The 25383-nt window shown below is 71.5% G+C and carries 23 protein-coding genes; 10 read left to right on the top strand and 13 right to left on the bottom strand.

The window, feature by feature from the left end:
- The first annotated feature begins 83 nt into the window (after positions 1-83).
- Entirely contained in the window at positions 84-1592 is a 1509-nt protein-coding gene (locus tag ACE1OC_RS15030) for a DUF2079 domain-containing protein (protein ID WP_407837449.1), read from the top strand.
- An 81-nt stretch (positions 1593-1673) separates the two neighbouring features.
- Here the strand turns inward: ACE1OC_RS15030 and ACE1OC_RS15025 are convergent, their stop codons facing one another.
- From ACE1OC_RS15025 to ACE1OC_RS15015, 3 genes are all read right to left on the bottom strand, one after another.
- Positions 1674-2381 (bottom strand): peptidylprolyl isomerase, encoded by a 708-nt coding sequence (locus tag ACE1OC_RS15025; RefSeq protein WP_407837448.1) that lies wholly within the window; start codon positions 2379-2381, stop codon positions 1674-1676.
- Positions 2382-2485: 104 nt separating this feature from the next.
- Entirely contained in the window at positions 2486-2761 is a 276-nt protein-coding gene (locus ACE1OC_RS15020) for a hypothetical protein (protein ID WP_407837447.1), read from the bottom strand.
- Positions 2758-3669 (bottom strand): SPFH domain-containing protein, encoded by a 912-nt coding sequence (locus ACE1OC_RS15015; protein WP_407837446.1) that lies wholly within the window; start codon positions 3667-3669, stop codon positions 2758-2760. The genes ACE1OC_RS15020 and ACE1OC_RS15015 overlap by 4 nt, the downstream gene beginning before the upstream one ends.
- A 242-nt stretch (positions 3670-3911) precedes the next feature.
- Between ACE1OC_RS15015 and ACE1OC_RS15010 the strand changes: the two genes are divergently transcribed.
- On the top strand, positions 3912-6170 hold the full coding sequence (locus ACE1OC_RS15010; RefSeq protein ID WP_407837445.1) for a transglycosylase domain-containing protein: 2259 nt from the start codon (positions 3912-3914) through the stop codon (positions 6168-6170).
- 98 nt (positions 6171-6268) lie between these two features.
- On the opposite strand, the gene ACE1OC_RS15005 is transcribed toward ACE1OC_RS15010, so the two are convergent.
- The 3 genes from ACE1OC_RS15005 to ACE1OC_RS14995 all read right to left on the bottom strand — a co-directional run bounded on the left by ACE1OC_RS15005 (position 6269) and on the right by ACE1OC_RS14995 (position 11032).
- On the bottom strand, positions 6269-8518 hold the full coding sequence (locus ACE1OC_RS15005; RefSeq protein WP_407837444.1) for a SpoIIE family protein phosphatase: 2250 nt from the start codon (positions 8516-8518) through the stop codon (positions 6269-6271).
- A 230-nt stretch (positions 8519-8748) separates the two neighbouring features.
- A complete protein-coding gene (locus ACE1OC_RS15000) occupies positions 8749-9474 on the bottom strand; it encodes a DUF402 domain-containing protein (protein WP_407841564.1) in 726 nt (241 codons plus the stop codon).
- 142 nt (positions 9475-9616) lie between these two features.
- Entirely contained in the window at positions 9617-11032 is a 1416-nt protein-coding gene (locus ACE1OC_RS14995) for a class II fumarate hydratase (protein WP_407837443.1), read from the bottom strand.
- A gap of 107 nt (positions 11033-11139) precedes the next feature.
- Between ACE1OC_RS14995 and ACE1OC_RS14990 the strand changes: the two genes are divergently transcribed.
- Complete coding sequence (locus tag ACE1OC_RS14990) at positions 11140-12666, top strand: ricin-type beta-trefoil lectin domain protein (RefSeq protein ID WP_407837442.1); 1527 nt, start codon at positions 11140-11142, stop codon at positions 12664-12666.
- Positions 12667-12746: 80 nt separating this feature from the next.
- On the opposite strand, the gene ACE1OC_RS14985 is transcribed toward ACE1OC_RS14990, so the two are convergent.
- Positions 12747-13514 (bottom strand): glycerophosphodiester phosphodiesterase, encoded by a 768-nt coding sequence (locus ACE1OC_RS14985; RefSeq protein ID WP_407837441.1) that lies wholly within the window; start codon positions 13512-13514, stop codon positions 12747-12749.
- A 53-nt stretch (positions 13515-13567) separates the two neighbouring features.
- On the opposite strand from ACE1OC_RS14985, the gene ACE1OC_RS14980 reads away from it, so the two are divergent.
- Entirely contained in the window at positions 13568-13930 is a 363-nt protein-coding gene (locus ACE1OC_RS14980) for a hypothetical protein (protein ID WP_407837440.1), read from the top strand.
- A gap of 73 nt (positions 13931-14003) precedes the next feature.
- On the opposite strand, the gene ACE1OC_RS14975 is transcribed toward ACE1OC_RS14980, so the two are convergent.
- Positions 14004-15671: a fumarate hydratase gene (locus tag ACE1OC_RS14975; protein WP_407837439.1), complete on the bottom strand. Its 1668-nt coding sequence runs from the start codon at positions 15669-15671 to the stop codon at positions 14004-14006.
- 149 nt (positions 15672-15820) lie between these two features.
- Here ACE1OC_RS14975 and ACE1OC_RS14970 point away from each other — a divergent pair, with 149 nt between their 5' ends.
- The 3 genes from ACE1OC_RS14970 to ACE1OC_RS14960 all read left to right on the top strand — a co-directional run bounded on the left by ACE1OC_RS14970 (position 15821) and on the right by ACE1OC_RS14960 (position 17761).
- Entirely contained in the window at positions 15821-16501 is a 681-nt protein-coding gene (locus ACE1OC_RS14970) for a DUF1707 SHOCT-like domain-containing protein (RefSeq protein WP_407837438.1), read from the top strand.
- 81 nt (positions 16502-16582) lie between these two features.
- Positions 16583-17191: a TIGR03086 family metal-binding protein gene (locus tag ACE1OC_RS14965; protein ID WP_407837437.1), complete on the top strand. Its 609-nt coding sequence runs from the start codon at positions 16583-16585 to the stop codon at positions 17189-17191.
- 195 nt (positions 17192-17386) lie between these two features.
- Positions 17387-17761 carry a WhiB family transcriptional regulator gene (locus ACE1OC_RS14960; RefSeq protein WP_407837436.1) on the top strand — a complete coding sequence of 125 codons (375 nt, stop codon included), beginning with the start codon at positions 17387-17389 and terminating at the stop codon, positions 17759-17761.
- Positions 17762-17883: 122 nt separating this feature from the next.
- Here the strand turns inward: ACE1OC_RS14960 and glpX are convergent, their stop codons facing one another.
- A complete protein-coding gene (gene glpX / locus ACE1OC_RS14955; protein ID WP_407837435.1) occupies positions 17884-18915 on the bottom strand; it encodes a class II fructose-bisphosphatase in 1032 nt (343 codons plus the stop codon).
- A gap of 211 nt (positions 18916-19126) precedes the next feature.
- Between glpX and ACE1OC_RS14950 the strand changes: the two genes are divergently transcribed.
- Positions 19127-19645, top strand: a complete 519-nt coding sequence (locus ACE1OC_RS14950) for a DUF4245 domain-containing protein (RefSeq protein ID WP_407841563.1) — start codon at positions 19127-19129, stop codon at positions 19643-19645.
- A 118-nt stretch (positions 19646-19763) separates the two neighbouring features.
- On the opposite strand, the gene ACE1OC_RS14945 is transcribed toward ACE1OC_RS14950, so the two are convergent.
- From ACE1OC_RS14945 to ACE1OC_RS14930, 4 genes are all read right to left on the bottom strand, one after another.
- Positions 19764-20354: a malonic semialdehyde reductase gene (locus ACE1OC_RS14945; protein WP_274549356.1), complete on the bottom strand. Its 591-nt coding sequence runs from the start codon at positions 20352-20354 to the stop codon at positions 19764-19766.
- 99 nt (positions 20355-20453) lie between these two features.
- A complete protein-coding gene (locus tag ACE1OC_RS14940) occupies positions 20454-20681 on the bottom strand; it encodes an exodeoxyribonuclease VII small subunit (protein WP_407837434.1) in 228 nt (75 codons plus the stop codon).
- A gap of 101 nt (positions 20682-20782) precedes the next feature.
- Complete coding sequence (gene xseA, locus ACE1OC_RS14935) at positions 20783-22000, bottom strand: exodeoxyribonuclease VII large subunit (RefSeq protein ID WP_407837433.1); 1218 nt, start codon at positions 21998-22000, stop codon at positions 20783-20785.
- 9 nt (positions 22001-22009) lie between these two features.
- Entirely contained in the window at positions 22010-23458 is a 1449-nt protein-coding gene (locus ACE1OC_RS14930; RefSeq protein WP_407837432.1) for an APC family permease, read from the bottom strand.
- A gap of 87 nt (positions 23459-23545) precedes the next feature.
- On the opposite strand from ACE1OC_RS14930, the gene ACE1OC_RS14925 reads away from it, so the two are divergent.
- On the top strand, positions 23546-24574 hold the full coding sequence (locus ACE1OC_RS14925) for a 4-hydroxy-3-methylbut-2-enyl diphosphate reductase (protein ID WP_407837431.1): 1029 nt from the start codon (positions 23546-23548) through the stop codon (positions 24572-24574).
- A gap of 49 nt (positions 24575-24623) precedes the next feature.
- Positions 24624-25370: a polyphosphate--glucose phosphotransferase gene (gene ppgK / locus ACE1OC_RS14920; protein WP_407837430.1), complete on the top strand. Its 747-nt coding sequence runs from the start codon at positions 24624-24626 to the stop codon at positions 25368-25370.
- Positions 25371-25383: the final 13 nt, after the last annotated feature.

The following is a 25383-nucleotide window of genomic DNA, read 5'->3' as shown; positions in this document are numbered from 1 at the left end:
GAGGTCCGCCATTCGAAGGGAATCCGCCCACGTCGCAGGCGGCTCCGGGCCCGGCCGGGACGTTGCTGGCATCTTGCAGGTTCATGCGAGCACCCACCGGCAATACCGCCGCACTCCCACCGCAGCAGACGGGCGCCGAGGAGCGGGAGGCGCCGACGCCGTCCGCGGAAAGCCGCCCCGAAGCCGACTGGTGGATCTGGGTCATGGCGGGGGCGCTGTTCTTCGCCTACATGGCCCTGTCCCTGCGGATCCACGAACGCCTGCTCTCCCGCAGCTTCGATCTGGGGATCTTCGTCCAGGTCGTGCGTTCCTACGCGTCGGGGCACCTGCCCGTTTCCGAGGTCAAGGGGCCCGACTTCCCGGTCCTGGGCGACCACTTCTCCCCGATCCTGGCCCTGCTGGCGCCGCTGTACTGGCTGTGGCCGTCGGTGAAGGTGCTGCTCGTGGCGCAGGCCGCGCTGGTCGCCGGGAGCGTGCTCCCGCTGGCCTTCTGGGCCCGTCGGACGCTGGGCTCCGCGGCCGCCGCGGTCATCGGCACCTGCTACGGCCTCTCGTGGGGCATCGCGAGCGGGGTCTCCTCCGACTTCCACGAGTGGGCCTTCGCCCTTCCGCTGCTCACCCTCTCCTTGACGGCCCTCGGCGGCGGCCGGCTGCGCGCCGCCGCGTACTGGGCGCTGCCGCTCCTGCTGGTGAAGGAGGACCTCGGTCTCACGGTGGCCGCGATCGGCCTGGTCATCGCCTGGCGGGGCGGGCGCGGCGGGCGCAGGCTGGGGCTCCTCACGGCAGCGGCCGGTGTGGCCGGGACCGGGCTGGCCCTGCTGGTGCTGGCCTCCTTCCATCCCGGCGGGTTCGACGGCTACCTCGTCTCCCACAACCCCGGTGGCGGGGCGGGCGGCTCGGGCGGCGCGTTGGTGGGGGAAACGCAGGGCGGCGTGCTGGAACTCCTCCACCAGCTGACGCTCGGTCTGATCACCCCGCAGGAGAAGGTCACCACCCTCGTCCTCATCCTGGCCCCCACCCTCTTCCTGGCCGTGCGCTCGCCCCTCGTGCTGATCGCGCTGCCGTCCGTGCTGTGGCGCCTCGCCTCGAACTACCCGCCCCACTGGGGCACCGGCTACCACTACTCGCTGCTGGTCATGCCGGTCGTCTTCGCGGCCTTCGTCGACGCCCTGCAGCGGCGCGGGGCGAGCGGCCGCAGCCTGTACCGCTACCTGGCGGGCTCCGCGGCGGTCACCTTGCTGCTGCTGCCGCACTATCCGCTCTGGCAGCTGGCGCAGCCGGAGACCTGGGTGAAGGATCCCCGCATCGCGGTGGCCCACAGCGTGATGGACGAGATCCCGGACGACGCCACGGTCCAGGCGTCCCACTACCTCGTGCCCCACCTCGCCGACCGCACCAGCGTCAGCCTCTACGGATGGGGGGACAGCCGCCCCAACCCCGAGTGGATCATGGTCGACACCCAGGTGCAGCCGCATCTGCGGTGGCCGATGTCGGTCATCCAGGAGCAGATCTCCCTGGACGAGGCCCGGGGCCGGGGGTACCACACGGTGGACGACAGGGACGGCTTCGTCCTGCTGAGCCGCACGGGATAGCCCTCGGCTCCGGATGCGTGTGTGGGGCGCCGGCCCGGCCGGCGCCCCACACACGTGTCCGCGGAGCTCAGCGGCCCGCTGTCACTTGGCCGGGCGCTGCACCGTGACCGACTTGATGACGACGGGCTCCTTGGGCTTTCCGTCGGTCGATCCGTCCGCCGTCCCCTTGGCGGCGATCTTCGCCACCGCGTCCAGCCCGCCGACGACCTTCCCGAAGGGGGTCCAGCTGGGCGGCATGCGGAAGGTGGGATCGGCGTAACTGATGAAGAACTGGCTGCCGTTCTTCCCCGGCAGGGCCTTGGACATGGCGACGGTGCCCGCGGGATAGGAGGCTCCGGCCAGATTTTCGTCCTTGAACCAGTACCCGGGGTCGGAATTACCCTCCCCGGCGGGGTCGCCGCATTCCAATACGAAAATCCCTCGAGTGGTGACCCGGTGGCATGTGCTGCCGTCGAAGTATTTCTTTCCGGCCAGGAAGGAGAACGAGTTGGTCGTGCACGGCGCGTCCTTGGTGAGGGCCTCGATGGTGACGGGGCCTTCCCCGGTGTCGATTCTCACCGTGTACGGCCGGGCCGCCGCCGCGGCGTCGAAGCCCGGGACGGCGGCCTTGCTTCCGCCGTCGGAGGGTGTGTAGGCGCAGGTGACGGGCGGTTTGGAATCCGTGACGCCGCCGGTGAGGGAGAGCGCCGTCCACGTGAGTCCGGAACACGTGGCGACCGCCGCGATCGCGATGGCCGCTTTCCGGACCGCCCGTCGTCCGCCGGATCTCGCCCCACTGGTCAGATTCATACGAGCCTCGAATTCGGTGAGCGGCCGTATATGACGCGGTGAGCGTATCCAGTCGTACGGATGCGGGCGGGCGGCACACGCCGTGGAATTCGGGCTGAAGCCCCTCAGGAATCCGGTGCGTTACGGGGGCGGCCCCGGGGCGGGATGGGGCCCGCCCCGCCGGGAAGGCGGCCGGCTTCGGACAGGGCACGGCGGAGCAGGAACTCGATCTGCGCGTTGGCGCTGCGGAGTTCCTCCCCGGCCCACCGCGCGAGCGCGTCGTGCACCTGCGGGTCGAGCCGCAGCAGCACCTGCTTGCGGGCCTGCCGCGCGGCCTTGGGGGCCGCCGCCCGGCCCTCGGCCGGGTCGGCGGGGGAGTCCGTGCCTTCGTCGGGGCTCACTGGTAGAGGGTGCCCGCGTTGATGACCGGCTGGGCCGCGCGGTCGCCGCACAGGACCACCATCAGGTTGGACACCATCGCCGCCTTCCGTTCCGGGTCGAGGTCCACGATCTCCTGCTCCGCGAGGCGGGTCAGGGCGAGCTCGACCATACCGACCGCGCCCTCGACGATCAGCTTGCGCGCCGCGACGATCGCACCCGCCTGCTGCCGCTGGAGCATCGCGGAGGCGATTTCCGGGGCGTACGCGAGGTGGGTGAAGCGGGACTCGATGATGTGGACGCCGGCCGCCTCGACGCGGGTGGACAGTTCGACGGCGAGCTTCTCGGTGATCTCCTCGGCGTTGCCGCGCAGCGACAGGCCGCCGTCCTCGTGGGCGTCGTAGGGGTACTCGATCGCGATGTGCCGGACGGCCGCCTCGGTCTGGGTCTCGACGAACTCGGTGAAGTCCTCGACCTCGAAGACGGCCCGGGCGGTGTCCTCGACCCGCCACACCACCACGGCCGCCAGCTCGATCGGGTTGCCGTAGGCGTCGTTGACCTTCATGACGGCCGTCTCGTGGTTCCGGACACGGGTGGACAGGCGTCGGCGGGTGGCCAGCGGGTTGACCCAGCGCAGTCCGTCGGTGCGGACGGTGCCGCGGTAGCGGCCGAACAGCTGGACCACGCGGGCCTCGCCCGGCGCGACCGTGTTCAGGCCGCTCATGGCGACGACGGCGGCGATGATCAGGAGGAAGCCGGCCGTGATCAGGCCCGCCTTGGCTCCGCCGTTCCCGGACACCGCGCCGAGCGCGATCAGGCCCGCCCCGGCCGCCACCCCCGCCAGGCCGAGCAGCAGCGCGAGCCCGCCGCCCACGCTCCGCGCGGGGAACTCCCGTACGCCGGCCTCGGTACCACCCGTGGTGTTCGTCATGATGCGCCCCGTTTCGTTCAGTGGCGGCCGGTCGGGCCGCTTAGCAAAGTGATATCACTTTTTTTGACAGGGCGGGAGTGTGGCAACCTCCGGGGCTCCGTCTGCGTCGGTTCCTGTGGGATGGGTGCTCATTGTCACGTCCGAATTGCCCGGTATGAGAGCCCGTTGGCCGGTTTTTGTCACAGCCTGCGGTGTTAGCTTTCTGAGCTGACGTCGGGGGGTTATCGAGCGGAGCGGGAGCGATGGGCCGAGCAGAAGCGCGAAGGGCGCAGCAGCAACGCGGTGCGCGACGCGCGCCGCGCGGGCGCGTCAAGGGCAAGGGCGGGGCGTCGGGCGGCAAGAAGCCCACCGGCATACGCCGCTTCTTCACCTGGAGGAAGCTGCTCGGCACCTTCTTCGGGATGGTGCTGCTCGGCATGGCGGCCCTCGTCGGCCTCTACTTCTACGTGGAACCGCCGAACCCCAACGACGATGCGCTGAAGCAGAGCAACGTCTACAAGCTGTCCGACGGCACGGTCATGGCCCGCGTCGGCTCCATGAACCGCCAGATCGTGTCGATCGACAAGATCCCGGCGGACGTGCAGACGGCCTTCATCGCCATCGAGAACAAGTCCTTCTACAGTGACCGGGGCGTCGACCTCAAGGGCATCGCCCGAGGCGTGTTCAACACCGTCACCGGCAAGGGCAAGGCCGGCGGTTCGACGATCACCCAGCAGTACGTCAAGAACTTCTACCTGACGCAGGACCAGACGGCGACCCGCAAGCTGAAGGAGCTGATCATCTCCCTCAAGGTCGACCAGGAGATGGAGAAGCCCCAGATCCTCGCGGGCTACCTGAACACCAACTTCTACGGCCGCAACGCCTACGGCATCCAGGCCGCGGCCCAGGCCTACTACGGGGTCGACGCCGACAAGCTGACCCTGGAGCAGGGCGCGTACCTCGCAGCCGTCCTCCAGGCGCCCAGCCAGTACGACTGGGCGACCGCCGGGCCGAACGGCAAAGAGCTCGTCATGATCCGCTTCAACGGCGTGCTCGACAACATGGTCGAGATGGGCAAGCTGGACCCGGCCAAGCGCAAGGAAATGAAGTTCCAGGAGCCGATCAAGCCCAAGCCGCCCACCGGTTCGGAGGGCCAGAAGGGCTACCTGATCCAGGCCGCCGACGAGGAGCTCAAGCGCCAGACCGGCATGTCCGACGGTCAGCTCAAGGCCGGCGGCTGGGAGATCACCCTCTCCATCGACCCGAAGAAGCAGGCGGCGCTGGAGAAGGCCGTCCAGGACGAGCTGGAATCCAAGCTCGACCGCAAGGGCCGCCCCGTCGACGCCGCCGTCCAGGCGGGTGCCACCTCCGTGGACCCGAAGACCGGCGCGATCGTCGCGATGTACGGCGGCACCGGGCAGAGCGAGCAGTGGGCCAGCAACGCCCTGCGCAAGGACTTCCAGCCGGGCTCGACCTTCAAGCCGATCGTGCTCGCCTCCGCCATGGAGGGCAAGGCGAGCACACAGGACGGTAAGCCGATCACGCCCAACACCCTCTACGACGGCACGAGCAAGCGCCCCGTGGTCGGCAGCGACATCCCGTTCAACCCGCAGAACCAGGACGACCGCGACTACGGCGACCCGATGATGACGGTGCAGTCCGCCACCAACTCCTCGGTGAACTCCGTGTACGCCCAGATGATCGTGGACGTCGGGCCGAAGAACGTGAAGAAGACCGCCCTGCAGCTGGGCATGCAGGACCGCGACGGCTGGCCCGAGGACAAGCCCGCCATGTCGCTCGGCACCATGAGCGCCGACACCCTGGAGATGGCCGGCGTCTACGCCACCTTCGACAACCACGGCAAGAAGGTCACGCCGAGCATCATCAAGTCCGCCAAGCACGCGGACCGCGAGTACAAGCCGGTCCGCGCCGTCGGCGACACGGCCATCAGCCGCAGGACCGCCGACACCGTCACCAAGGTGCTCACCGGCGTCGTCGAGGACGGCTCCGGCAAGGCGGTGAAGAGCTCGGCCTACGAGGCCGCGGGCAAGACCGGCACCACCGAGAAGAACGTGGCCGCCTGGTTCACCGGGTTCACCCCGGAACTGGTCACCGTCGTCGCGATGTTCGGTGACGAGCCCGGCACCCACACCCAGACCAGCCTGACCGGCACGGCCGGCGGCGGACGCGCGGGCGGCTCCAGCTTCCCGGCCGCGATCTGGAAGCAGTACACCCTCGACGCGCTCAAGGGCGGCAAGACGGGCTCCTTCGACCTGGACGAGGCGGACATGGGCAAGGCCCAGTCGTCGAGTCCCAGCACCTCTGCGTCGACCTCGCCGAGCCAGTCCGCGAGCTCGCAGCCGCCGAGCAACACCCCGAGCCGGACGCCGAGCCAGACGCCGAGCCGGACGCCGAGCTCGACGCCGAGTACGACGCCCAGTACGACGCCCAGTACGACGCCGAGCCCGACGAAGTCGGGCTCGGGGAAGCCCTCGCCGCCGAACCGGGTGCCCGAACCGTAGGCACCGCAGGAACGGGGCCCGTAGACCCGTACGCACCACTGCCCCGCAGGCTCGAAGCCGCGGGGCAGTGGTGCGTACGGGTTCGGGTGGCGCTCCGGTCAGCGGCGCTCCGGGGCCCCCGGCGCGGCCGGCAGTGCGAGCTCGAACCAGACGACCTTGCCGCTGCTCAGCCGGGTGGCACCCCAGCGGCGGGCCATCCGGTTGACCAGGAACAGGCCGCGGCCGCCCTCGTCGTCGTCCCGGGCCCGGCGCTGGCGCGGCAGCTGCGGGGAGTCGTCGCCGACCTCGCAGCGCAGTACGTCCGTCCGCAGGAGGCGCAGGGTCACGGGCCGCTCGGCGTACCGCACGGCATTCGTGACGACCTCGCTGACCAGCAGCTCCAGCGAGTCCTCCAGCTCTTCCAGACCCCAGCGCGCCAGCGCGCGGCGGGCGAACCGGCGGGCCCGGCCCGGAGCGGTCTCCTCCGGGTCCAGGAACCAGTACGCCACGTCGCTGGGCGCGATCCCGTCGAACCGGGCCGCGAGCAGGGCGATGTCGTCGTCCCGGTCACCGGGGCCGAGCATGTCCAGGATGTCGTCGCACAGGGCCTCCAGCGGCGGCGGGTGGTCCAGGCCCGTCAGCTGCGCGGTGGTGGCGAGGCGTTCGCGGAGCTGCTCGATGCCGGTCCACACGTCGCGCAGCCGGGACTCGACGAGGCCGTCGGTGTACAGCACGAGCGTGGCCCCGGCCGGGGCGTCCAGCTCCACGGCCTCGAAGTCCACGCCGCCGACGCCGATGGGGGCGCCGGGGGGTACGCGCAGCACCTCGGCGCGGCCGCCCAGGTGGAGCAGGACCGGCGGCGGGTGGCCGGCGTTGGCGATGGTGATCCGGTGCGAGACCGGGTCGTAGACGGCGTAGAGGCAGGTGGCCATGCGGTCGGAGCCGAGCCGCTGCGCCTGCTCGTCCAGGTGGTGCAGGACCTCGGCGGGCGGCAGGTCGAGCTGCGCCAGCGTCTGGGCCGTCGTGCGGAGCTGCCCCATGATCGCGGCGGAGGTCATGGAGTGGCCCATGACGTCGCCGACGACGAGTGCGACCCGGCTGCCGGGCAGGGGTATGGCGTCGTACCAGTCGCCGCCGACCCGGGCCGTCTCGGCGGCGGGCAGGTAGCGGCTGGCGAGGCGGACCCCAGTGGGCTGGGGGAGGCTGTCGGGCAGCATCGTGCGCTGGAGCTCGTCGGCGATGTAGGCCTCGCGGCCGTAGAGCACGGCCTTGTCGATGCCCAGCGCGGTGTGGGTGGCCAGCTGCGCGGCGACGAGCAGGTCGTTCGTCTCGAAGGCGGGCCGCTCGGGGGTGCGCAGGAACACCGCCGCGCCGATGACGCGGCGGCGGCCCCGCAGCGGCGCGAGGATGGCCCGCTGACCGCGCGGGACCGGGTGGTCGGCGCCCAGCAGCTCCGGCAGGGCGGCGCGGGCGGCGGCGGAGGACCCGAAGACGGGCCGTACGCCGCGCAGCACCTCGGCGAGCGCCCCGCCGGGGCGGATCTCGCACAGCTCGGCCGCGGGCAGGTCACCCTGCGGGCCGACCAGGGCGAGCTGGCTGAAGTCGAGCTCGCCGTCCGCGGTGGTCGCCGCGCCGGCGGTGCCGGCTCCGGTGAACTCGTCGATCGGCCGGAGCCGGTCGGTTCGGCGCAGCCTTAAAACGACCGGTCCGACGGGCCGCTCGTCGCCGACCGGCAGCGGATCGCGCAGGTAGACGAGGATGGCGTCGGAGAAGGTGGGCACGGTGGCCCGGCACAGGCCGAGCACGATCTCGTCGAGGTCGATCCCGCGCGCGATCCGCCGGGTGGCGGCTCCGACGAAGCGCAGCCGGTCGCCCTCCCGCCGGGCGATGGTCGCGTCGGCCCCGATGCCGCTGACCTGCGCGGGGGTGGCGGTCTGTCCGGCGCCGGTCTGTCCGGCGGCCGTCTGTCCTGCGCCGGTCTGTCCTGCGCCGGTCTGTCCGGGCGTGCCGGGCCGCCCCGCCGCCCCGCGGGCGGCTTCGCCGTCGCGGGTGCGCGCACTGCCGGCCTGCGCGGCCGCGGCCTCGTCACGGCCGGCCCGGACCCGGGCGTCGCCCCGGCCTGGCGCGGCGGGGGAGTCCGTGCCTTCGTCGGGGTCCCCGGCCCCGTCGGAGGCGGACGGTGCCTCCGCCGTGGCGCGGGGACGGGGCAGGTCCGCCGCCCGGGGCTGCGCATGCGTGCGCACGGCCTCGGCCGCCGGGAGCGGGGCCTTGCCGTGGCCCAGTTCCTCCGTGCCGTGGCCGGGCTCGTCCGTCCGACCGCCGGAGGCAACCGGCTGGGGGCCCTCCTGAGAGGTGGGGTACTCCGTCACGCGTGGCATTCCGTCCGTTTGCGCTCGATGTGCGCTGCACTCAACTCGGTCAGTCGCGGTATACCCGCTCAGCGGCGGGGACACCATCACCCCGCGTTTCCGCGTCCCGCTCGTTACCTCTCGTTATCGCGTCGGCCTAGGTCAAATGCTGTGCTGCTGGCGACATTTGACCGCCGACGCTCCGGCGGAGGGCGATCCTACGATTGCCCCCCGGGGGCGCATCAAGGGTCTCATGAGGTCATATGCGCCGGAGTGCGGTCCCAGTCCTCCGGCAGGGCCGGTACGCCCCAGGCCGGGTCCGGTCGCCAATCCTGCCAGCCTTCGGAGAACGGCGGGCCCCAGGCCCTGATCAGGTCCACCGCCGCGCTGCCGGCGGCGCGCACCCGCCGGGCCTGTTCCGGGTCCATCAGACCGGACCGCTGGGCCTGTGCGAACTCGTCCTCGTCCCGCCACTTCCAGGTGCGGTCCGGGTAGACGGAGATGTCCAGGAAGTGGTCCTCGGAGTCGATGCCGCCGGACCACCGGGTCCGCGGCTCCTCCAGATTCACGTACCAGCTCTTGAACTCCCAGCCGTGGTCCCAGAACAGCCACACCGACCAGGGGTCCCCGGGCCGTGCCAGCTTCAGCACCCCCGCCCCGAACCAGCGTGACCGTACGGTGGTCCGCGGCGCGGTGTACCGGGTGGCGAGCGGCTCCTCGTGGACCGGGGTCCCGTCGGCGAGCACCGGCTTGACGCACTCGGTCCCGGGGGCCATCCACACCGCGAGCAGCTCGTCGGTGTCGGTCACCACGGTCACGGGCCGGCAGATGTGGACGGCGCCCTTCGCGTCGGGCGCGTGGTCCCGGTAGCGCCAGAGGATCTGCTCCCCGGGCGCCCAGCGGACGCCCTCCGCGGCGCCCCGTTCCGCACGCCGGGCCGAGCCCCGTGCCGAGCTCTGTGCCGCGCCCTGGGCCATGCCGCCCCCGCGGCCTCCGGTACCTGTCATGGGCAGATCTTAGGGCGGGGGTCCGGAGGATCGCTGCGCTGCAGGTCACCGAGGTGTCCGAGGGCGGGAAACGACCGGATCCGGACCCCGGGAGGGAACGGCCCGGCCGGGGTCAGGGGTGGGTCATCCGCAGCACGTCCAGTGCTTCGTCGAGCTGCTCCAGGGTGAGGTCGCCGCGGTCCACGTAGCCCGACTCCAGGACGACCTCGCGGATCGTCTTGCGTTCCGCGAGGGACTTCTTGGCGACCTTGGCGGCCTCCTCGTAGCCGATGTACCGGTTCAGCGGGGTCACCACGGAGGGCGAGGACTCGGCGTACTCCCTGGCCCGGGCCGTGTTGGCGGTGATTCCGTCCACGGTGCGGTCGGCCAGCAGGCGGCTCACGGAGCCCAGCAGCCGGATGGACTCCAGGAGGTTGCGGGCCATCACGGGGAGCATCACGTTGAGCTCGAAGTTGCCCGCGGCGCCCGCCACGGCGACCGCCGCGTCGTTGCCCATCACCTGGGCGGCGACCATCAGCGCGGCCTCCGGGACGACCGGATTGACCTTTCCGGGCATGATCGAGGACCCCGGCTGGAGATCCGGGAGGTTGATTTCGGCCAATCCGGTGCGCGGGCCCGAGGCCATCCAGCGCAGGTCGTTGCAGATCTTGGTGAGCGAGACGGCGACCGTACGGAGCATTCCGGACGTCTCGACGAGGGCGTCCCGCGCCCCCTGGGCCTCGAAATGGTCCCGGGCCTCGGTCAGCGGCAGCCCCGTCGCCGCGGCCACCTCGGCGATCACGGCCGCGGAGAACCCGGGCGGGGTGTTGATCCCGGTGCCCACGGCGGTCCCGCCCAGCGGCAGCTCGGCCAGCCGGGGCAGCGCCGCGCGCAGCCGCTCGACGCCGTAGCGGAGCTGTACGGCGTACCCGCCGAACTCCTGGCCCAGGGTGACCGGGGTGGCGTCCATCAGGTGCGTCCGGCCGGCCTTGACCACCTGCGCGAACTCGGCGGACTTGCGCTCCATCGCGCCGGCCAGGTGCTCCAGGGCGGGGATGAGCGTGCCGGTGACGGCGGCGGTGGCGGCGATGTGGATGGAGGACGGGAAGACGTCGTTGGAGCTCTGCGAGGCGTTGACGTGGTCGTTGGGGTGGACGGCGCGGCCGAGGCGCTCGGTGGCCAGGGTGGCGATCACCTCGTTGGCGTTCATGTTGGACGAGGTGCCGGAACCCGTCTGAAACACGTCGACGGGGAAGTGCTCGTCCCAGCGGCCCTCGGCGACCTCGGCGGCCGCCGAGACGATGGCGTCGGCGATGTCCGCGTCGATCACGCCGAGCCGGGCGTTGACGGTCGCGGCCGCGGCCTTGATCCGGGCCAGCGCCTCGATGTGGGCGCGCTCCAGGCGCTGTCCGGAGATGGGGAAGTTCTCCACGGCGCGCTGGGTCTGAGCTCGCCATTTGGCGTGGGCGGGGACGCGTACGTCGCCCATGGAGTCGTGCTCGATGCGGAACCCTTCAGGGGCCTCGCCGGTCTGCTGGTCGTCGGTCATCTGTGGTGCCTCCTCAAAAACTTGAGCAATTGTCTTGTTCGGACTGTTCCCAACTCGCCTACCGGCCAGTAAATACCGTGGGTAACACCGAGATCGGGGAGGCGTTCATGGCACGTGCCCGTACACAATCAAGGATCAGGCTCAGATCTACCTTCGCCGCCGTCGCGGCGGCGGCGGCCGCCCTCGGGGGCGTCACCGCCATCACCCCCATGGCCCACGCGGCGACCGCTGCGGTCACCCCCCTCACGCCCGAACTGGAGGCCATCCGGGCCGCCGAGGCCGTCAAGATCTACGGCGACTCCGCGATCCGCCCGCTCGCGGACCGCAAGACCGGCCTGATCTCGCTCGGCGACAGCGAGATCTCGGGCGAGGGCGTCGGCAACTACGACCCCGCCACCAACACCCCGTCCAACCAGTGCCACCGCTCGCCGGACACGGCGATCCACCGCACCGGCATCGCGGCCGACTACACCTTCAACGTGGCCTGCTCCGGCGGCTACACGGGCAACATCAAGATCGGCGGCAGCAAGCAGTACGCCGACGAGCTGGTGCAGAGCGACAGCCTGGCCATCAAGGCCCGCAACACGAAGATCAAGATGGTGCTGCTGGTCGCCGGGGCCAACGACGACCTGCAGTTCGGCCCGGTCATGACCGACTGCGTCACCCGCTGGGTGCTCAGCCAGGGCACCTGCGAGCCGAAGTACGGTCCGGGCTGGCAGGCACGCGTCGACGGGCTGAAGCCCAAGGTGCAGTCGACGATCGGCGACCTCAAGTCTGTCATGCGCGACGCCGGTTACGCCGACTCCGACTACAAGCTGGTCGTGATGGGCTACCCCAGCCCGATCGGCCCCGACTTCAACGACAACCCGAACTTCCCCGGCAAGCTCCCCGGAGGCTGCGCCGGCTACGACTCCGACGCCTCGTGGGGCCGCAACTACGCGGTGCCCACCTTCGAGAAGGGCATGCGCGCGGCCGCCCTCGCCGCGGGCGCGACCTACCTCGACAACTCGCGGCTCTTCCAGGGCCACGAGGTCTGCATGGAGGACACCTGGGCCCGCGGCCTCTACCTCGACCTCGGGGACCACTTCCCGTGGGACGAGAACACCGCCCGCCAGTCCTTCCATCCCAACTACCGCGGCCACGGCGCCTTCGCGTCCTGTCTGACCCAGCTCTACGCCTCCGGCCTGCGCGAGGCCTCCTGCGCCGACCCGGCGAGCACCGGCACCCCCGTCCTGCAGGCCGGGGCCTGGGACGACCTGTTCAAGCCGCTGAAGAACGAGGCGACGGGCAACTGCGTCGACTCCGACGGTGGCTCCAGCGCCAACAACACCAAGGTCCTCGGCTGGGACTGCCACGGCGGCCGCAACCAGGGCTGGTGGTACGACTCCGCGAAGAAGTCCCTCCACATCGAACTCACCCACGACCGCTGCCTGGACGCGCCCGGCGCCACCTACGGCAACGGCACCGCGATGATCATCTGGAACTGCCACGGCGGAGCCAACCAGCAGTTCGTCCGCGACGGAGCCACCTACCGGCCCGCCGCCGCCCCGGGCCAGTGCCTGACCGTGGCCGCGGCCCACGAGCCGCTGCGCCTCCAGCCCTGCAACGGCTCGGCCAACCAGCGCTTCGCGTAACCGCCCGCGGACCCGTACCCCCGTGGGTCCGACGCTCCGTACGACCCCCCACACCCGGCCGGCGCACCCCGGCCGGGTGCTCACATGTCCAGCAGCAGCTTGCGCACGTCCCGGGGCCGGTTGGTGATGAGCGTGTCCACGCCCAGGCGGACGCAGAGCTCCACGTCCTCGGGCTCGTCCACGGTCCACACGCGCACCCGGAGCCCCTTCGCCTTCAGCCGGCCCACCAGACCCGGGTCCTTGCGGACCAGATCGATGCCGGGGCCCGCGTGGGTGGCGAACGGGGGGCGCGGCGGCCGGACCGGGTGCTCGATCAGGTAGACCGCGGGCAGCCCCGGTGCCAGCCGGTGCATCCGGGTCAGCGCGTTCCGGGAGAAGCTCATCACCTCGACGCGGCCGCTCGCGCCGTCTGCGAGCCCGTACTCCCCGAGCAGCCGCACGAGCTCGGCCTCCAGCCGGCCGCCCGCACGGGTGGGGTGCTTGGTCTCCACGGCCAGCCCGACCGGGTAGGGCGCGGCCAGCGCCTCCTTGAGCAGGTCCTCGAAGAGCAGCACCCGGGCCCCGGCGTGTCCGGACCCCCTCCACGCCCCGAAGTCGAGGGCGCGCAGCTCCTCGTACGTCATCTCGGAGACGACCCCGCGCCCGTCGGAGGTCCGCTCGACCCGCCGGTCGTGCACACAGACAAGCCGGTGGTCGGCGGTGAGCCGGACATCGCATTCGAGCGCGTCGGCCCCGTCGGCGATGGCCTGCCGGTAGGCCTCGATGGTGTGCTCGGGGTGCTCGTGGGAGGCTCCGCGATGCGCGATGACCCGCGTGCCGCGGGCCGGGGAGAAGGGCTGCTCAGTCATACCGCAGACGTTATCCGGATGCACCGAACGGGCCGGTGCAGCATGCTGCACCGATGTCCGAACAGTTCGGGACGCTGCACTGCGAGCCCTGCGCCTCCTGCCGGTACGAGACGTGGCAGCGGATCGTCGACGGCCGCCTGTGCTGGTACGACAACTACTACTGCGCCGAGTACGAAGTCCATGCGTGCGACGAGGGCCGGGGGGTGCCCCCGCCGTGGATCCGCGAGCGGATCGTCGCCGCGGAGGGCACCGTGCGCCTCGCCGTCGGCGGGCCGGACGGTGTGCCGCTGAAGGTCGTCCGCGAGTTGTACGGACCCACACTCCCGCAGCTGCGCGAGGCGCGGGCGCACGGCCTGGAGGCGACCCCGGTGGAGGCGGAACTGCTGCGCGGGATACGGAGCGGGCCCCGGGGGTGACCACCCCCGCCCCCGACCCGTCCGGCACGGCCGAGGGCCCCTCCGTCTTCGGCGGAGGGGCCCTCGGTGTGGGTTACAGGCCCGGGCCGCGGACCGGGATGTGGGTGAAGGTGGGTTCCGGGGCCGGGTTCTGGAAGAAGTCGTTGCCCTTGTCGTCGACCACGATGAAGGCCGGGAAGTCTTCGACCTCGATCTTCCAGACGGCTTCCATGCCGAGCTCCTCGTACTCCAGGACCTCGACCTTCTTGATGCAGTCCTGGGCGAGGCGGGCCGCCGGGCCGCCGATGGAGCCGAGGTAGAAGCCGCCGTGCTCGCCGCACGCGTCGGTGACCTGCTGGGAGCGGTTGCCCTTGGCCAGCATGACCTTGGAGCCGCCCGCCGCCTGGAACTGCTCGACGTAGGAGTCCATGCGGCCGGCCGTGGTCGGGCCGAAGGAGCCGGACGCGTAGCCCTCGGGGGTCTTCGCGGGGCCCGCGTAGTAGACCGGGTGGTCCTTCAGGTACTGCGGCATCTCCGCGCCCGAGTCGAGGAGTTCCTTGATCTTGGCGTGGGCGATGTCGCGGGCCACGACCAGCGGGCCGGTGAGGGAGAGGCGGGTCTTCACCGGGTGCTGGGTGAGGGTCGCGAGGATCGTTTCCATCGGCTGGTTCAGGTCGATCGAGACCACGTCCGCCGTGGCGTCGGAGAGGTGCTCCTCCGTCGTCTCCGGGAGGAAGCGCGCCGGGTCCCGCTCCAGCTGCTCCAGGAAGACGCCCTCGGCAGTGATCTTCGCGGTGGCCTGGCGGTCCGCGGAGCAGGAGACGGCGATCGCGATCGGGAGGGACGCGCCGTGGCGGGGGAGGCGGACGACGCGGACGTCGTGGCAGAAGTACTTGCCGCCGAACTGCGCGCCGATGCCGATCTTCTGGGTGAGCTCGAAGACCTGCTGCTCCAGGGCCTCGTCGCGGAAGCCGTGGCCCAGGGGGGAGCCCTCGGTGGGGAGCTCGTCCAGGTAGTGCGCGGAGGCGTACTTCGCGGTCTTCAGGGCGTGCTCCGCCGAGGTGCCGCCGACCACGATCGCCAGGTGGTAGGGCGGGCAGGCCGCCGTGCCGAGCGAGCGGATCTTCTCTTCCAGGAACTTCATCATGGAGGCCTCGTTGAGGACCGCCTTGGTCTCCTGGTAGAGGAAGGACTTGTTGGCGGAGCCGCCGCCCTTGGCCATGAAGAGGAACTTGTACGCGCCGCCGTCGGTCGCGTACAGCTCGATCTGCGCGGGCAGGTTCGAGCCGGTGTTCTTCTCCTCCCACATGGTGACCGGGGCCATCTGCGAGTAGCGCAGGTTCAGGCGGGTGTAGGCGTCGTAGATGCCGCGGGAGAGGGCTTCCTCGTCGCCGCGGGAGGTCAGGACGTTCTGGCCGCGCTTGCCCATCACGATCGCCGTGCCCGTGTCCTGGCACATCGGCAGGACGCCGGCCGCGGCGATGTTCGCGTTCTTCAGGAGGTCGAGGGCGACGAACTTGTCGTTCGCCGAGGCCTCGGGGTCGTCGATGATGCGGCGCAGCTGCGCGAGGTGCGCCGGGCGCAGGAAGTGCTGGATGTCGTGGATGGCCTCTTCGGCGAGCTTGCGCAGCGCCTCCGGCTCCACCTTGAGGAACGTACGGCCGTCGGCCTCGAAGGTCGAGACGCCTTCGGAGGTCACCAGCCGGTACGGGGTGGAGTCCTCGCCCAGGGGCAGCAGGTCGGTGTACGCAAACTCTGGCATGACGGCAGTCATTCCCTCACTCGGCAGACGGCGCTGACGACCGTTTGGCAGCGCGGTCTCCAGCGTAGAACCTCTTCCGGCGGCTTTTGTTGTGAGGTAAGGCTCACTGCCCAGTATCGCGATCTATCGTGTCTCGGTATGCTGGGCGCGTGGACCTGGAAAAGCAGCCCTCATCCGCGCCGGCCCCCGCGCCGGCCCCGGCCCCCGCGCCCGCCCCCGGGCTGCGCGCCTCCGACGCGGACCGGGACCGGATCGCGCAGATCCTCGCCGACGCCGTCGCGGAGGGCCGGCTGACCGCCGAGGAGCACTCCGACCGGCTCGACTCGCTGTACGCGGTGAAGACGGTCGGCGAGCTGGACGTGCTCGTACGGGACCTGCCCGCGCCCGGCGCCGACACCCGCCAGGAGGCGGTGTACCGGGCCGTCGGCGCCCCGGCGGGAGCCCCGGTCGAGACGGTCGTGGCCGTGTGCAGCAGCTCCTCCCGCAAGGGCCGCTGGCGCCCGGGCGCGCACACCCGCGCGGTCTCCGTCCTGGGCGACATCAGCATCGACCTGACCCAGGCCGTCTTCGAGCAGCAGGTCACCGAGATCAACGTGACCAGCATCCTCGGCAACGTCGAGATCCTGGTCCCGGAGAACGTCACCCTGCGCGGCTACGGCAGCGGCGTCCTCGGCAACTTCGAGGTGCGGGGCGAGGGGCGCGGCGAGACCGACCCGCAGGCCCCGGTCGTGATCGTCCGCGGCTTCGCGCTGCTGGGCAACATCGAGGCCCGCCCCAAGCTCGGAGCCCGCCTGGTGGACCTGGCGAACCGGCTCCGCAAGGGCCGGTAGGGCGCGCCGTAAGGTCGACACGTGGACAACTGGCTCTGAAATCAGCCCCTTTGGCCGGTAGGCGACCTTAGAGTCCGACCCATGACCGCATCCAAGTGGGACCTTCTCGACCAGGCATACGAGGCGCTGCGCTCCGTCGCCGCCGCCGTACCGGCCGCCGCCCTCGGCGCACCGACGCCGTGCGAACAGTGGAATGTCGGCCAAGTGCTCCAGCACGCCGCCGGCGACCAGCTCGCCTACGCGGGCCGCCTCACCGGCGGGCCGGGACCCGCCGAGGACCCCTTCGCGCCCACCGGCACCCTGGCCGGCAGCCCTGTGGAGCTGCTGGAGCCCGCCCTCGCCGCCGGCGCCGAGGCCTTCGCCGGGGTCCTGCCGGGCACCGCCGAGGTGGCCGTGCCGCTGCCCCCGTTCACCCTCGACGCCGAGACCGCGGTCGCCGCGGTCGCCGCGGCCGCCCTCGACGCCGCCGTCCACGCCTGGGACCTCGCGGTCGCCACCGGCCAGACCTCCCCGCTCACCCCCGCCCTCGCGGCGGCGCTGAGCCCGGCCGCCCGGCTGCTCGCCGAGCCGCTGCGCGGGTTCGCGTACGCCCCGGCGCTCGCTCCCGCGCCCGATCCGGACGCCGATCCGGTCGGCGCGCTGCTCGCCTTCCTGGGCCGCCGCAGCGACTGGACGCCGCCCGGCGCGTGACGTCCGGGTGACGGGCGCGGGGCCGGGAGGGGTCGCACGGGGCGGGCCGGGAGCGGGCCGGGGGGCGGCGCGAGCGGGAGCACCTTTCGGTCGAACCGGCCGGATCGGCGGCACTCGGTGCATAGGGGCGCGCACAGCGGGTAGGGACAGGTGCGTCGCCTCTCTCGCTCGCGTATACGTCGTCAGGAGTAGACCGTGCCGCATCCGCCGCGCCAGTCCCTGCAGGTAGCCGCCGTCCAGAGTCTTCAGGGGCGCCCGGCGGCGGTCGTGCCGAAGCCGCGGGTGCCGGCCAGGGAAGAGGACGGCCCATGGCACGCGGACGCGGTGTGCCGGCGCGACGAGGCCGGACTGTTCTTCGCCCCGTCCAAGGAGCCGACCGCCGCCCGGCTGTCCCGCGAGGACGCCGCCAAGCGGCTCTGCGCCCGTTGTCCCGTCATGGTCGCCTGCCGGGAGCACGCACTGATCCAGCCCGAGCCCTACGGAGTCTGGGGCGGGCTGACGGCCGCCGAGCGCCGGGTGGTGCTGGCCCGCAGGCGGCGCCGGGCGGGGGAGCTGCGCGAAGCCTCGTAGGGCCGCAGCTTCGTAGCCTCGTAGCGAGCCGTCCCGCCAGAGGACATACGGAAGGGGCGCCCCCGCCGCACGCGGGAGCGCCCCTTCCGTGATGCCGTGCCGTCGGCGTCCTGCTCGGCGGTCTACTTGGCGCGGTCGAAGTCGATCGCGCTGTACGCGCGGAGCTTCGAGAGGCGGTGGGTCGAGTCGATCTGCCGGATCGTGCCCGACTTCGAGCGCATGACCAGCGAGGAGGTCGTCGCGGTCTCCGAGCGGTAGTGGACGCCGCGCAGCAGCTCGCCGTCCGTGATGCCCGTGGCGACGAAGAACACGTTGTCGCCGGAGACCAGGTCGTTCGTGAACAGGACGCGGTCCAGGTCGTGGCCCGCGTCGATCGCCTTCTGGCGCTCGGCGTCGTCCTTGGGCCACAGCTTGCCCTGGATGGTGCCGCCCATGCACTTGATCGCGCAGGCCGAGATGATGCCCTCGGGGGTGCCGCCGATGCCGAGCAGCAGGTCGATGCCGCTGTCCTCCGTGACGGCCAGGACCGAGCCGGCGACGTCTCCGTCGGAGATGAACTTGATGCGCGCGCCGGTCTCGCGGATCTCCTTGACGATGCCCTCGTGGCGGGGGCGGTCCAGGATGATCACCGTGACGTCTTCCACGGCCATGTTCTTGGCCTTGGCGACGCGGCGGATGTTGACGGAGACCGGGGCGTTGATGTCGACGAAGTCGGCGGCCTCGGGACCGGTGACCAGCTTCTCCATGTAGAACACCGCGGACGGGTCGAACATGGTGCCGCGGTCGGCGGCGGCCAGCACGGCGATGGCGTTCGGCATGCCCTTGGCGTTCAGGGTGGTGCCGTCGATGGGGTCCACGGCGATGTCGACCTCGGCACCGGTGCCGTCGCCGACCCGCTCGCCGTTGAAGAGCATCGGGGCTTCGTCCTTCTCGCCCTCGCCGATGACGACGACGCCGTTCATCGAAACGGTGGAGATCAGGGTCCGCATCGCGTTGACGGCGGCGCCGTCGGCGCCGAGCTTGTCACCGCGTCCGACCCAGCGGCCCGCGGCCATGGCGGCGGCCTCGGTCACCCGTACGAGTTCCAGGGCGAGGTTGCGGTCGGGTGCCTCCGGAGAGACTTCGAGCTGGGGCGGCAGGTTGTGCTCGGTCATCGGAGCGCACCTTTCTGTACGGCGACGGCCGGGAGTGAGGGTCCCTGGACTCTATCGGTACGTCGACATATTGAGCAGACCGGGTCACGTATGAGCGCCATATCGGTCAGCTGATTGTCCTGAGCGGACATCTTGCGCCGCCCGTGGCGCGCCTTTGCGACCCCGGCGGTGATCGCCCGGGGGCATGCGGGACGATGGTGTCGTGGCAGGTATGAAGGGCAAGCAGACGGTCGTGGACATGATCCGGTCCCTCGCGGTGATCGGGCTCGTGGTCGGGGGGATCTATTTGGTCATCCCACATGACGAGAAGGCCGATCCGACGAAGGTGGTCGACTACCGCGTCGAAAGCCTCACGGCCCGGCGCGCGGCCCCGTACCCCGTGGCGGTGCCCGTCGGGCTGCCGCCGGAGTGGCGGGCGACCTCGGTGGGATACACGCGCAAGGAGGCCAGCGCCTGGCACCTGGGCTTCCTGGACCCGGCGCAGCAGTACGTGGCGGTGGAGCAGTCCGCGGACGTCACGGACAAGTACATCGCGAAGGTCACCCGGAAGGCGACGGCCACCGGGGAGACCCAGCAGGTCGGCGACCAGGTCTGGGAGCGCTGGGACGGCGAGAAGTACGACGCCCTCGTGCGGCACGAGCAGGGCTACGTCACGGTGGTGACCGGGACGGCCTCCTTCGAGCAGCTCGGCGCGATGGCGGCGGCGCTGGAGTTCAAGCAGGGCTCGTAGCGCAGGGCTCGTAGTGCGTGGTCCGACGTGAAGCAGTGCGTGGTCCGACGTGAAAAGGCCGCGCTCCCCGGGATTCGGGGAGCGCGGCCTTTTGCGTTCACTGCCTGTGGGGCTGGGCTCAGACGGTCGTGATGACCTGGTCGAACTCCAGGCGCGGGGAGCGCGGGAACCAGGCGTCCTCGCCCGGCTTGCCGATGTTGATGACCATCAGCGGGGTGTGGTCGCCGTCCAGGAACTCCTTCTGGAGGCCGGCGAAGTCCAGACCGGTCATCGGGCCGGCGGCCAGGCCGGCGGCGCGGACGCCGATGATGAAGTACGCGGCCTGCAGCGCGGAGTTGACCAGCGCGGACTGCTCGCGGACCGGGCGCTCGGAGAAGAAGGCGTCCTTGGCCTGCGGGAAGTGCGGGAGCAGCTGCGGGAGCTCCTCGTGGAACTCGTTGTCCGCGGACAGGATCGCGACCAGCGGGGCGGCGGCGGTCTTGGCCTGGTTGCCCTCGGCCATGTGCTTGACGAGGCGCTCGCGGGCCTCGGGGGAGCGGACCAGGGTGATGCGCAACGGCGTCTGGTTGAAGGCGGTCGGGCCGAACTTCACCAGGTCGTAGATCGCCTGGACCTGCTCCTCGGTGACCGGCTCGTCGGAGAACGTGTTGGCGGTGCGGGCCTCGCGGAAGAGGAGGTCCTGAGCGGCGGCGTCGAGAACGAGAGACATCGAAAAGCCTTCTTCTGTGCGGGAATGCTGAAGCGATGTCCTGAGACTACGACGGAGATAGGTGAAAATTCAACTAAATCTCGGAGCGGGTGAGCGGGATCACTCCCCGCCGGCCCGCTCCGCCGCCTCGCGCGCCGCCAGCGCCGAGTCGAGCCGGGCGCGGGCCCCCTCCAGCCAGTGGCGGCACACCTTCGCGAGCTCCTCGCCGCGCTCCCAGAGCGCGAGGGAGTCCTCCAGCGAGGTGCCGCCGGCCTCCAGCTTGCGGACGACCTCGATCAGTTCGTCCCGGGCCTGCTCGTACCCCAGCGCCGTATCGGTCTCGGCCATTCCCTCTCCCACCTTAACTGTGAAGATCAACAAATTGTTGCGACAGTGTGTCGCGTTTCAGGCCCCCTGCGCCTACGAGGCCTTGCGCGGCCCTGTACGGCCTACGCGTGGTCCCCCGCGACCTCCACCGGGAACTCCCCCTCCGCCACCCGCGCCCGCAGCACGTCGCCCGCCGACACGTCCTCGGGCGAGCGCACCACGTGCCCGTCGGCCCGCTGGAGCACCGCGTACCCGCGCTCCAGGGTGGCGGCCGGGGACAGCGCCACCACGCGGGCGAGGGTGTGCGCCAGCTCCGAATCGGCCCGGTCCAGCAAGTGCCCCAGGGTCCGGCGGCCGCGCGCCAGCAGTGCGTCCACCTCCGCCTCCCGGGTCTCCACCATCCGCTGGGGGTGGACGAAGACCGGCCGCGCGAGCGCGTGGGCGAGCCCCCGCTCCTCCCGGTCGAGCAGCCCGCGCACGGCGCGCAGCCCCCGGCCCTGCAGCTGGCGCACCCGCTCCAGCTCCTCGCCGACGTCCGGGACCACCTTCTTCGCCGCGTCCGTGGGCGTGGACGCCCGCAGGTCCGCGACCAGGTCGAGCAGCGGGGAGTCCGGCTCGTGCCCGATCGCCGAGACCACGGGGGTACGGGCCGCCGCGACGGTCCGTACGACCTCCTCGTCGGAGAAGGGCAGCAGGTCCTCCACGCTGCCGCCGCCGCGGGCCACGATGATCACGTCGACCTCGGGCATGGAGTCCAGCTCCTTGACCGCCTGGACCACCTGGGGCACCGCGTGCACCCCTTGGACGGCGACGTTGCGGACCTCGAAGCGGACCGCCGGCCACCTGCGCCGGGCGTTCTCCAGCACGTCCCGCTCGGCCGCCGAGGCCCGCCCCACCACCAGCCCGATCAGCTGCGGCAGGAACGGCAGCGGCTTCTTGCGGTCCAGCGCGAAGAGCCCCTCGGAGGCGAGGGAGCGCTTGAGCCGCTCCAGCCGGGCGAGGAGCTCGCCGATGCCCACGGGCCGTATCTCGGTGGCCCGCAGGGACAGCTGCCCGCGCGGGGCGTACCACTCGGGCTTGGCCAGGACGACGACGCGCGCGCCCTCCGTCACGGAGTCCGCGACCTCGTCGAAGACCTGCCGGAAGCAGGTCACGCTGAGGGAGATGTCGTGCGAGGGATCGCGCAGCGTCAGGAAGACCACCCCCGCTCCCGGCCGCCGCGAGAGCTGCGTGATCTGCCCTTCCACCCACACCTGGCCGAGCTTGTCGATCCAGCCCCCGATGAGCCGGGACACCTGACCGACCGGCAGCGGCGCGTCAGCCGACGAATTCAGACCCATGCACGCAGGCTAACCGCCAGAACTGACACCGGCGTCGGGCCGGGAGCCTTGATCCCCTCCGCGTCGCCCGCGCTGGGCCACCAGGACGCCCAGGCCCACCAGCAGCCACACCGCCCCCACCAGTTGCGCCGTCCACGAGGCCTCGACGATCACCGCGATGGTCACGGCGGCGCCGAGGACCGGGATCACCAGGTGCTTGAACCAGTTCGGAGCCCCCTCGCGGCGCTTGACCACGAACCAGCCGACCACCGAGGCGTGCAGCAGCGTGAACGCCACCAGCGCCCCGATGTCGACCACCGACACCAGGTGGTCCAGCCCGTCGTCGCGCCGGGCCGCCCACACGGCCGCGATCAGCGTGACCGTCGCCGCCACCAGCAGGGCCGGGCGGGGGGTCCCGTGCGAGGTGTGCGCCAGGGCGCGCGGCAGCCGCCGCTCGCGGGCCATCGCGAAGAGCAGCCGGCCCGCCGCGGCCTGCCCGGCCAGGGCCGCGAAGGCGGCCCCGATGGCCTTGCTGACGGCGACCAGGTCGTGCAGCCACATCCCCACGGAGGCCTCGACCGTGGTGTAGAAGGCCGAGCCCTGCTTCCCCGGCTCGGCCGCCAGCTCCGCCGCCGACAGGGGGGAGAGGAGCGCCGCCAGGTACGTCTGGGCGATGAACAGCACCCCGGTCAGCGCCAGGCAGAACAGCACCGCCCGCGCCACCTTCGCGCTGCCCCCCGTCACCTCCTCGGCGAAGGAGGCGATGGCGTCGAAGCCCAGGTAGGACAGGACCGCCACCGAGACCGCGCCGAGCACGGCTGCCATGGAGAAGCCGCCGAGCGAGCCGTCCCCGGTGAAGGGGGAGAGCCAGCCGCGGTGCTCCGTGCCCCGGGCCAGTACGGTCACCGCCGAGACCAGGAACACCAGCAGCACCGCGATCTCCATGGCCAGCACGGCGAAGCCCACCCGCGCGGCGGCCCGTACGCCCCACAGGTTCAGCAGGGTGGTCACGACCACCGCCAGGGCCGTCCACACCCACCGGGAGACCTCCGGGACCAGGGCGTTCATGGCGATCCCGGAGAAGAGGTACGCGACCGCCGGGATCAGCAGGTAGTCGAGCATCGCCATCCAGCCGGCGATCAGCCCGGGACCCTCGCCGAGGCCCTTGCGGGCGTACGTGAAGACGGAGCCGGCCTGCGGGGCCACGCGCACCATCTGCGCGTAGGAGAAGGCGGTGAAGGCCATCGCGACGGTCGCGAAGAGGTAGACGAGGGCGACGGCGCCGTGTGACTTCGCGTCGAGGGTGCCGAAGACCCCGACCGGGGCCATGGGGGCGATGAAGAGCAGCCCGTAGACCACCAGGTCCCGGAAGCCGAGACTGCGGCGCAGCGAGGTGCCGGGCGCGGGGGACGGGCCGCCGGGCGGGCCGGGGGGGCCGGACGGGCCGGGCGGCGTACTGGGATCCGTCGCGGACGCCATCGTTCCTCCGGGGGTGTGGCCTGTGTGGATGTTCGACCCAGTTTCTGCCGAACGGGCGATCCCCGGCCTGCTGGACACCCCCGTACGATGGAGCCCATGACTGCTGACGCCCCCGCTCCCGCATCCCGCCGCGTTCTGCTCGCCGCCCCGCGCGGCTACTGCGCGGGCGTGGACCGAGCCGTGATCGCCGTCGAGAAGGCTCTCGAACAGTACGGCGCACCGGTCTACGTGCGGCACGAGATCGTGCACAACAAGTACGTCGTGAAGACGCTGGAGAACAAGGGCGCCATCTTCGTCGAGCGGACGGAGGAGGTCCCCGAGGGCTCCATCGTGATGTTCTCCGCGCACGGCGTGGCCCCGGTGGTGCACGAGGAGGCGGCCCGCGGCAAGCTCGCGACGATCGACGCCACCTGCCCGCTGGTCACCAAGGTGCACAAGGAAGCGATCCGCTACGCGAACGAGGACTTCGACATCCTCCTCATCGGCCACGAGGGCCACGAGGAGGTCATCGGCACCTCCGGCGAGGCCCCGGACCACATCACCATCGTGGACGGCCCGCACGACGTGGAGAAGGTCACCGTCCGCGACGAGTCGAAGGTCGTCTGGCTGTCGCAGACCACCCTCTCCGTCGACGAGACGATGGAGACGGTCGACGCCCTGAAGACCAAGTTCCCGCTGCTCGTCTCGCCGCCGAGCGACGACATCTGCTACGCCACCTCGAACCGCCAGGAGGCGGTCAAGGTCATGGGCAAGGACTGCGACCTGGTCATCGTCGTCGGCTCCAAGAACTCCTCGAACTCCATCCGCCTCGTCGAGGTCGCCCTCGACGCGGGCGCGAAGGCCTCGTACCTGGTGGACTTCGCGAGCGAGATCGACGAGGCCTGGCTCCAGGGCGTCACCACCGTCGGTCTGACCTCGGGCGCCTCGGTGCCGGAGGTGCTCGTCGACGAGGTGCTCGAGTGGCTGGCCGCGCGCGGGTATGGGGACGTGGAGATCGTCAAGACGGCCGAGGAGTCCATCGTCTTCTCCCTACCCAAGGAACTGCGCCGCGACCTGCGCGCGGAGGCGGCGGAGCTCGTCGCCACGCCGGGCTCGGCGCCGGGCGCACAGAAGTAGGACCGTCCACGGCAGGGCGCTCCGGCGGGTCCTTCTCTACGGTGGGTCCATGGAGATCTTCGGCGTGGACATCGGCGGTTCCGGGATCAAGGGCGCTCCCGTGGACCTGAACCGTGGCGACCTGGCGCAGGAGCGCCACAAGGTACTGACACCGCAGCCGGCCACCCCCGACGGGGTGGCCGGCTGCGTCGTCGAGGTGGTGCGCCACTTCGACTGGGACGGCCCGGTGGGGGTGACCTTCCCCGGGGTGGTCACCAGCGGGGTGACCCGGTCGGCGGCCAACATGGACAAGGCCTGGGTCGGCGTGGACACGGCGGCCCTGCTCTCCTCGCGCCTGGACGGCCGTCCGGTGACGGTGCTGAACGACGCGGACGCGGCCGGGGTCGCGGAGATGGCCTACGGGGCGGGGCGCGGGGTCGACGGCACCGTCATCCTGCTCACGCTGGGCACCGGGATCGGCAGCGCGCTCTTCACGGACGGGCACCTGGTGCCCAACAGCGAGCTGGGCCACCTGGAGCTGAAGGGCCACGACGCGGAGACGCGGGCCTCGGTGAAGGCGAAGGACGACGGGGGCCTGACCTGGGAGCACTGGGCGCGCCGGGTCGGGAAGTACCTGGCGCACGTGGAGATGCTGTTCTCCCCGGACCTCTTCATCATCGGCGGGGGCGTGAGCCGCAAGCCGGAGAAGTTCCTGCCGCTGATCGAGGGCGTCCGGGCCCGGATCGTGCCGGCGGAACTGCAGAACAACGCGGGCATCGTGGGCGCGGCGATGGCGGCGCGCTCGGCGGGGCAGTAGCGCTGCCGCAGTC

Source organism: Streptomyces stoeckheimensis, from assembly GCF_045822005.1.
GTDB classification, from domain to species: domain Bacteria; phylum Actinomycetota; class Actinomycetes; order Streptomycetales; family Streptomycetaceae; genus Streptomyces; species Streptomyces stoeckheimensis.
This window is presented reverse-complemented; position numbering and strand designations above follow the sequence as displayed.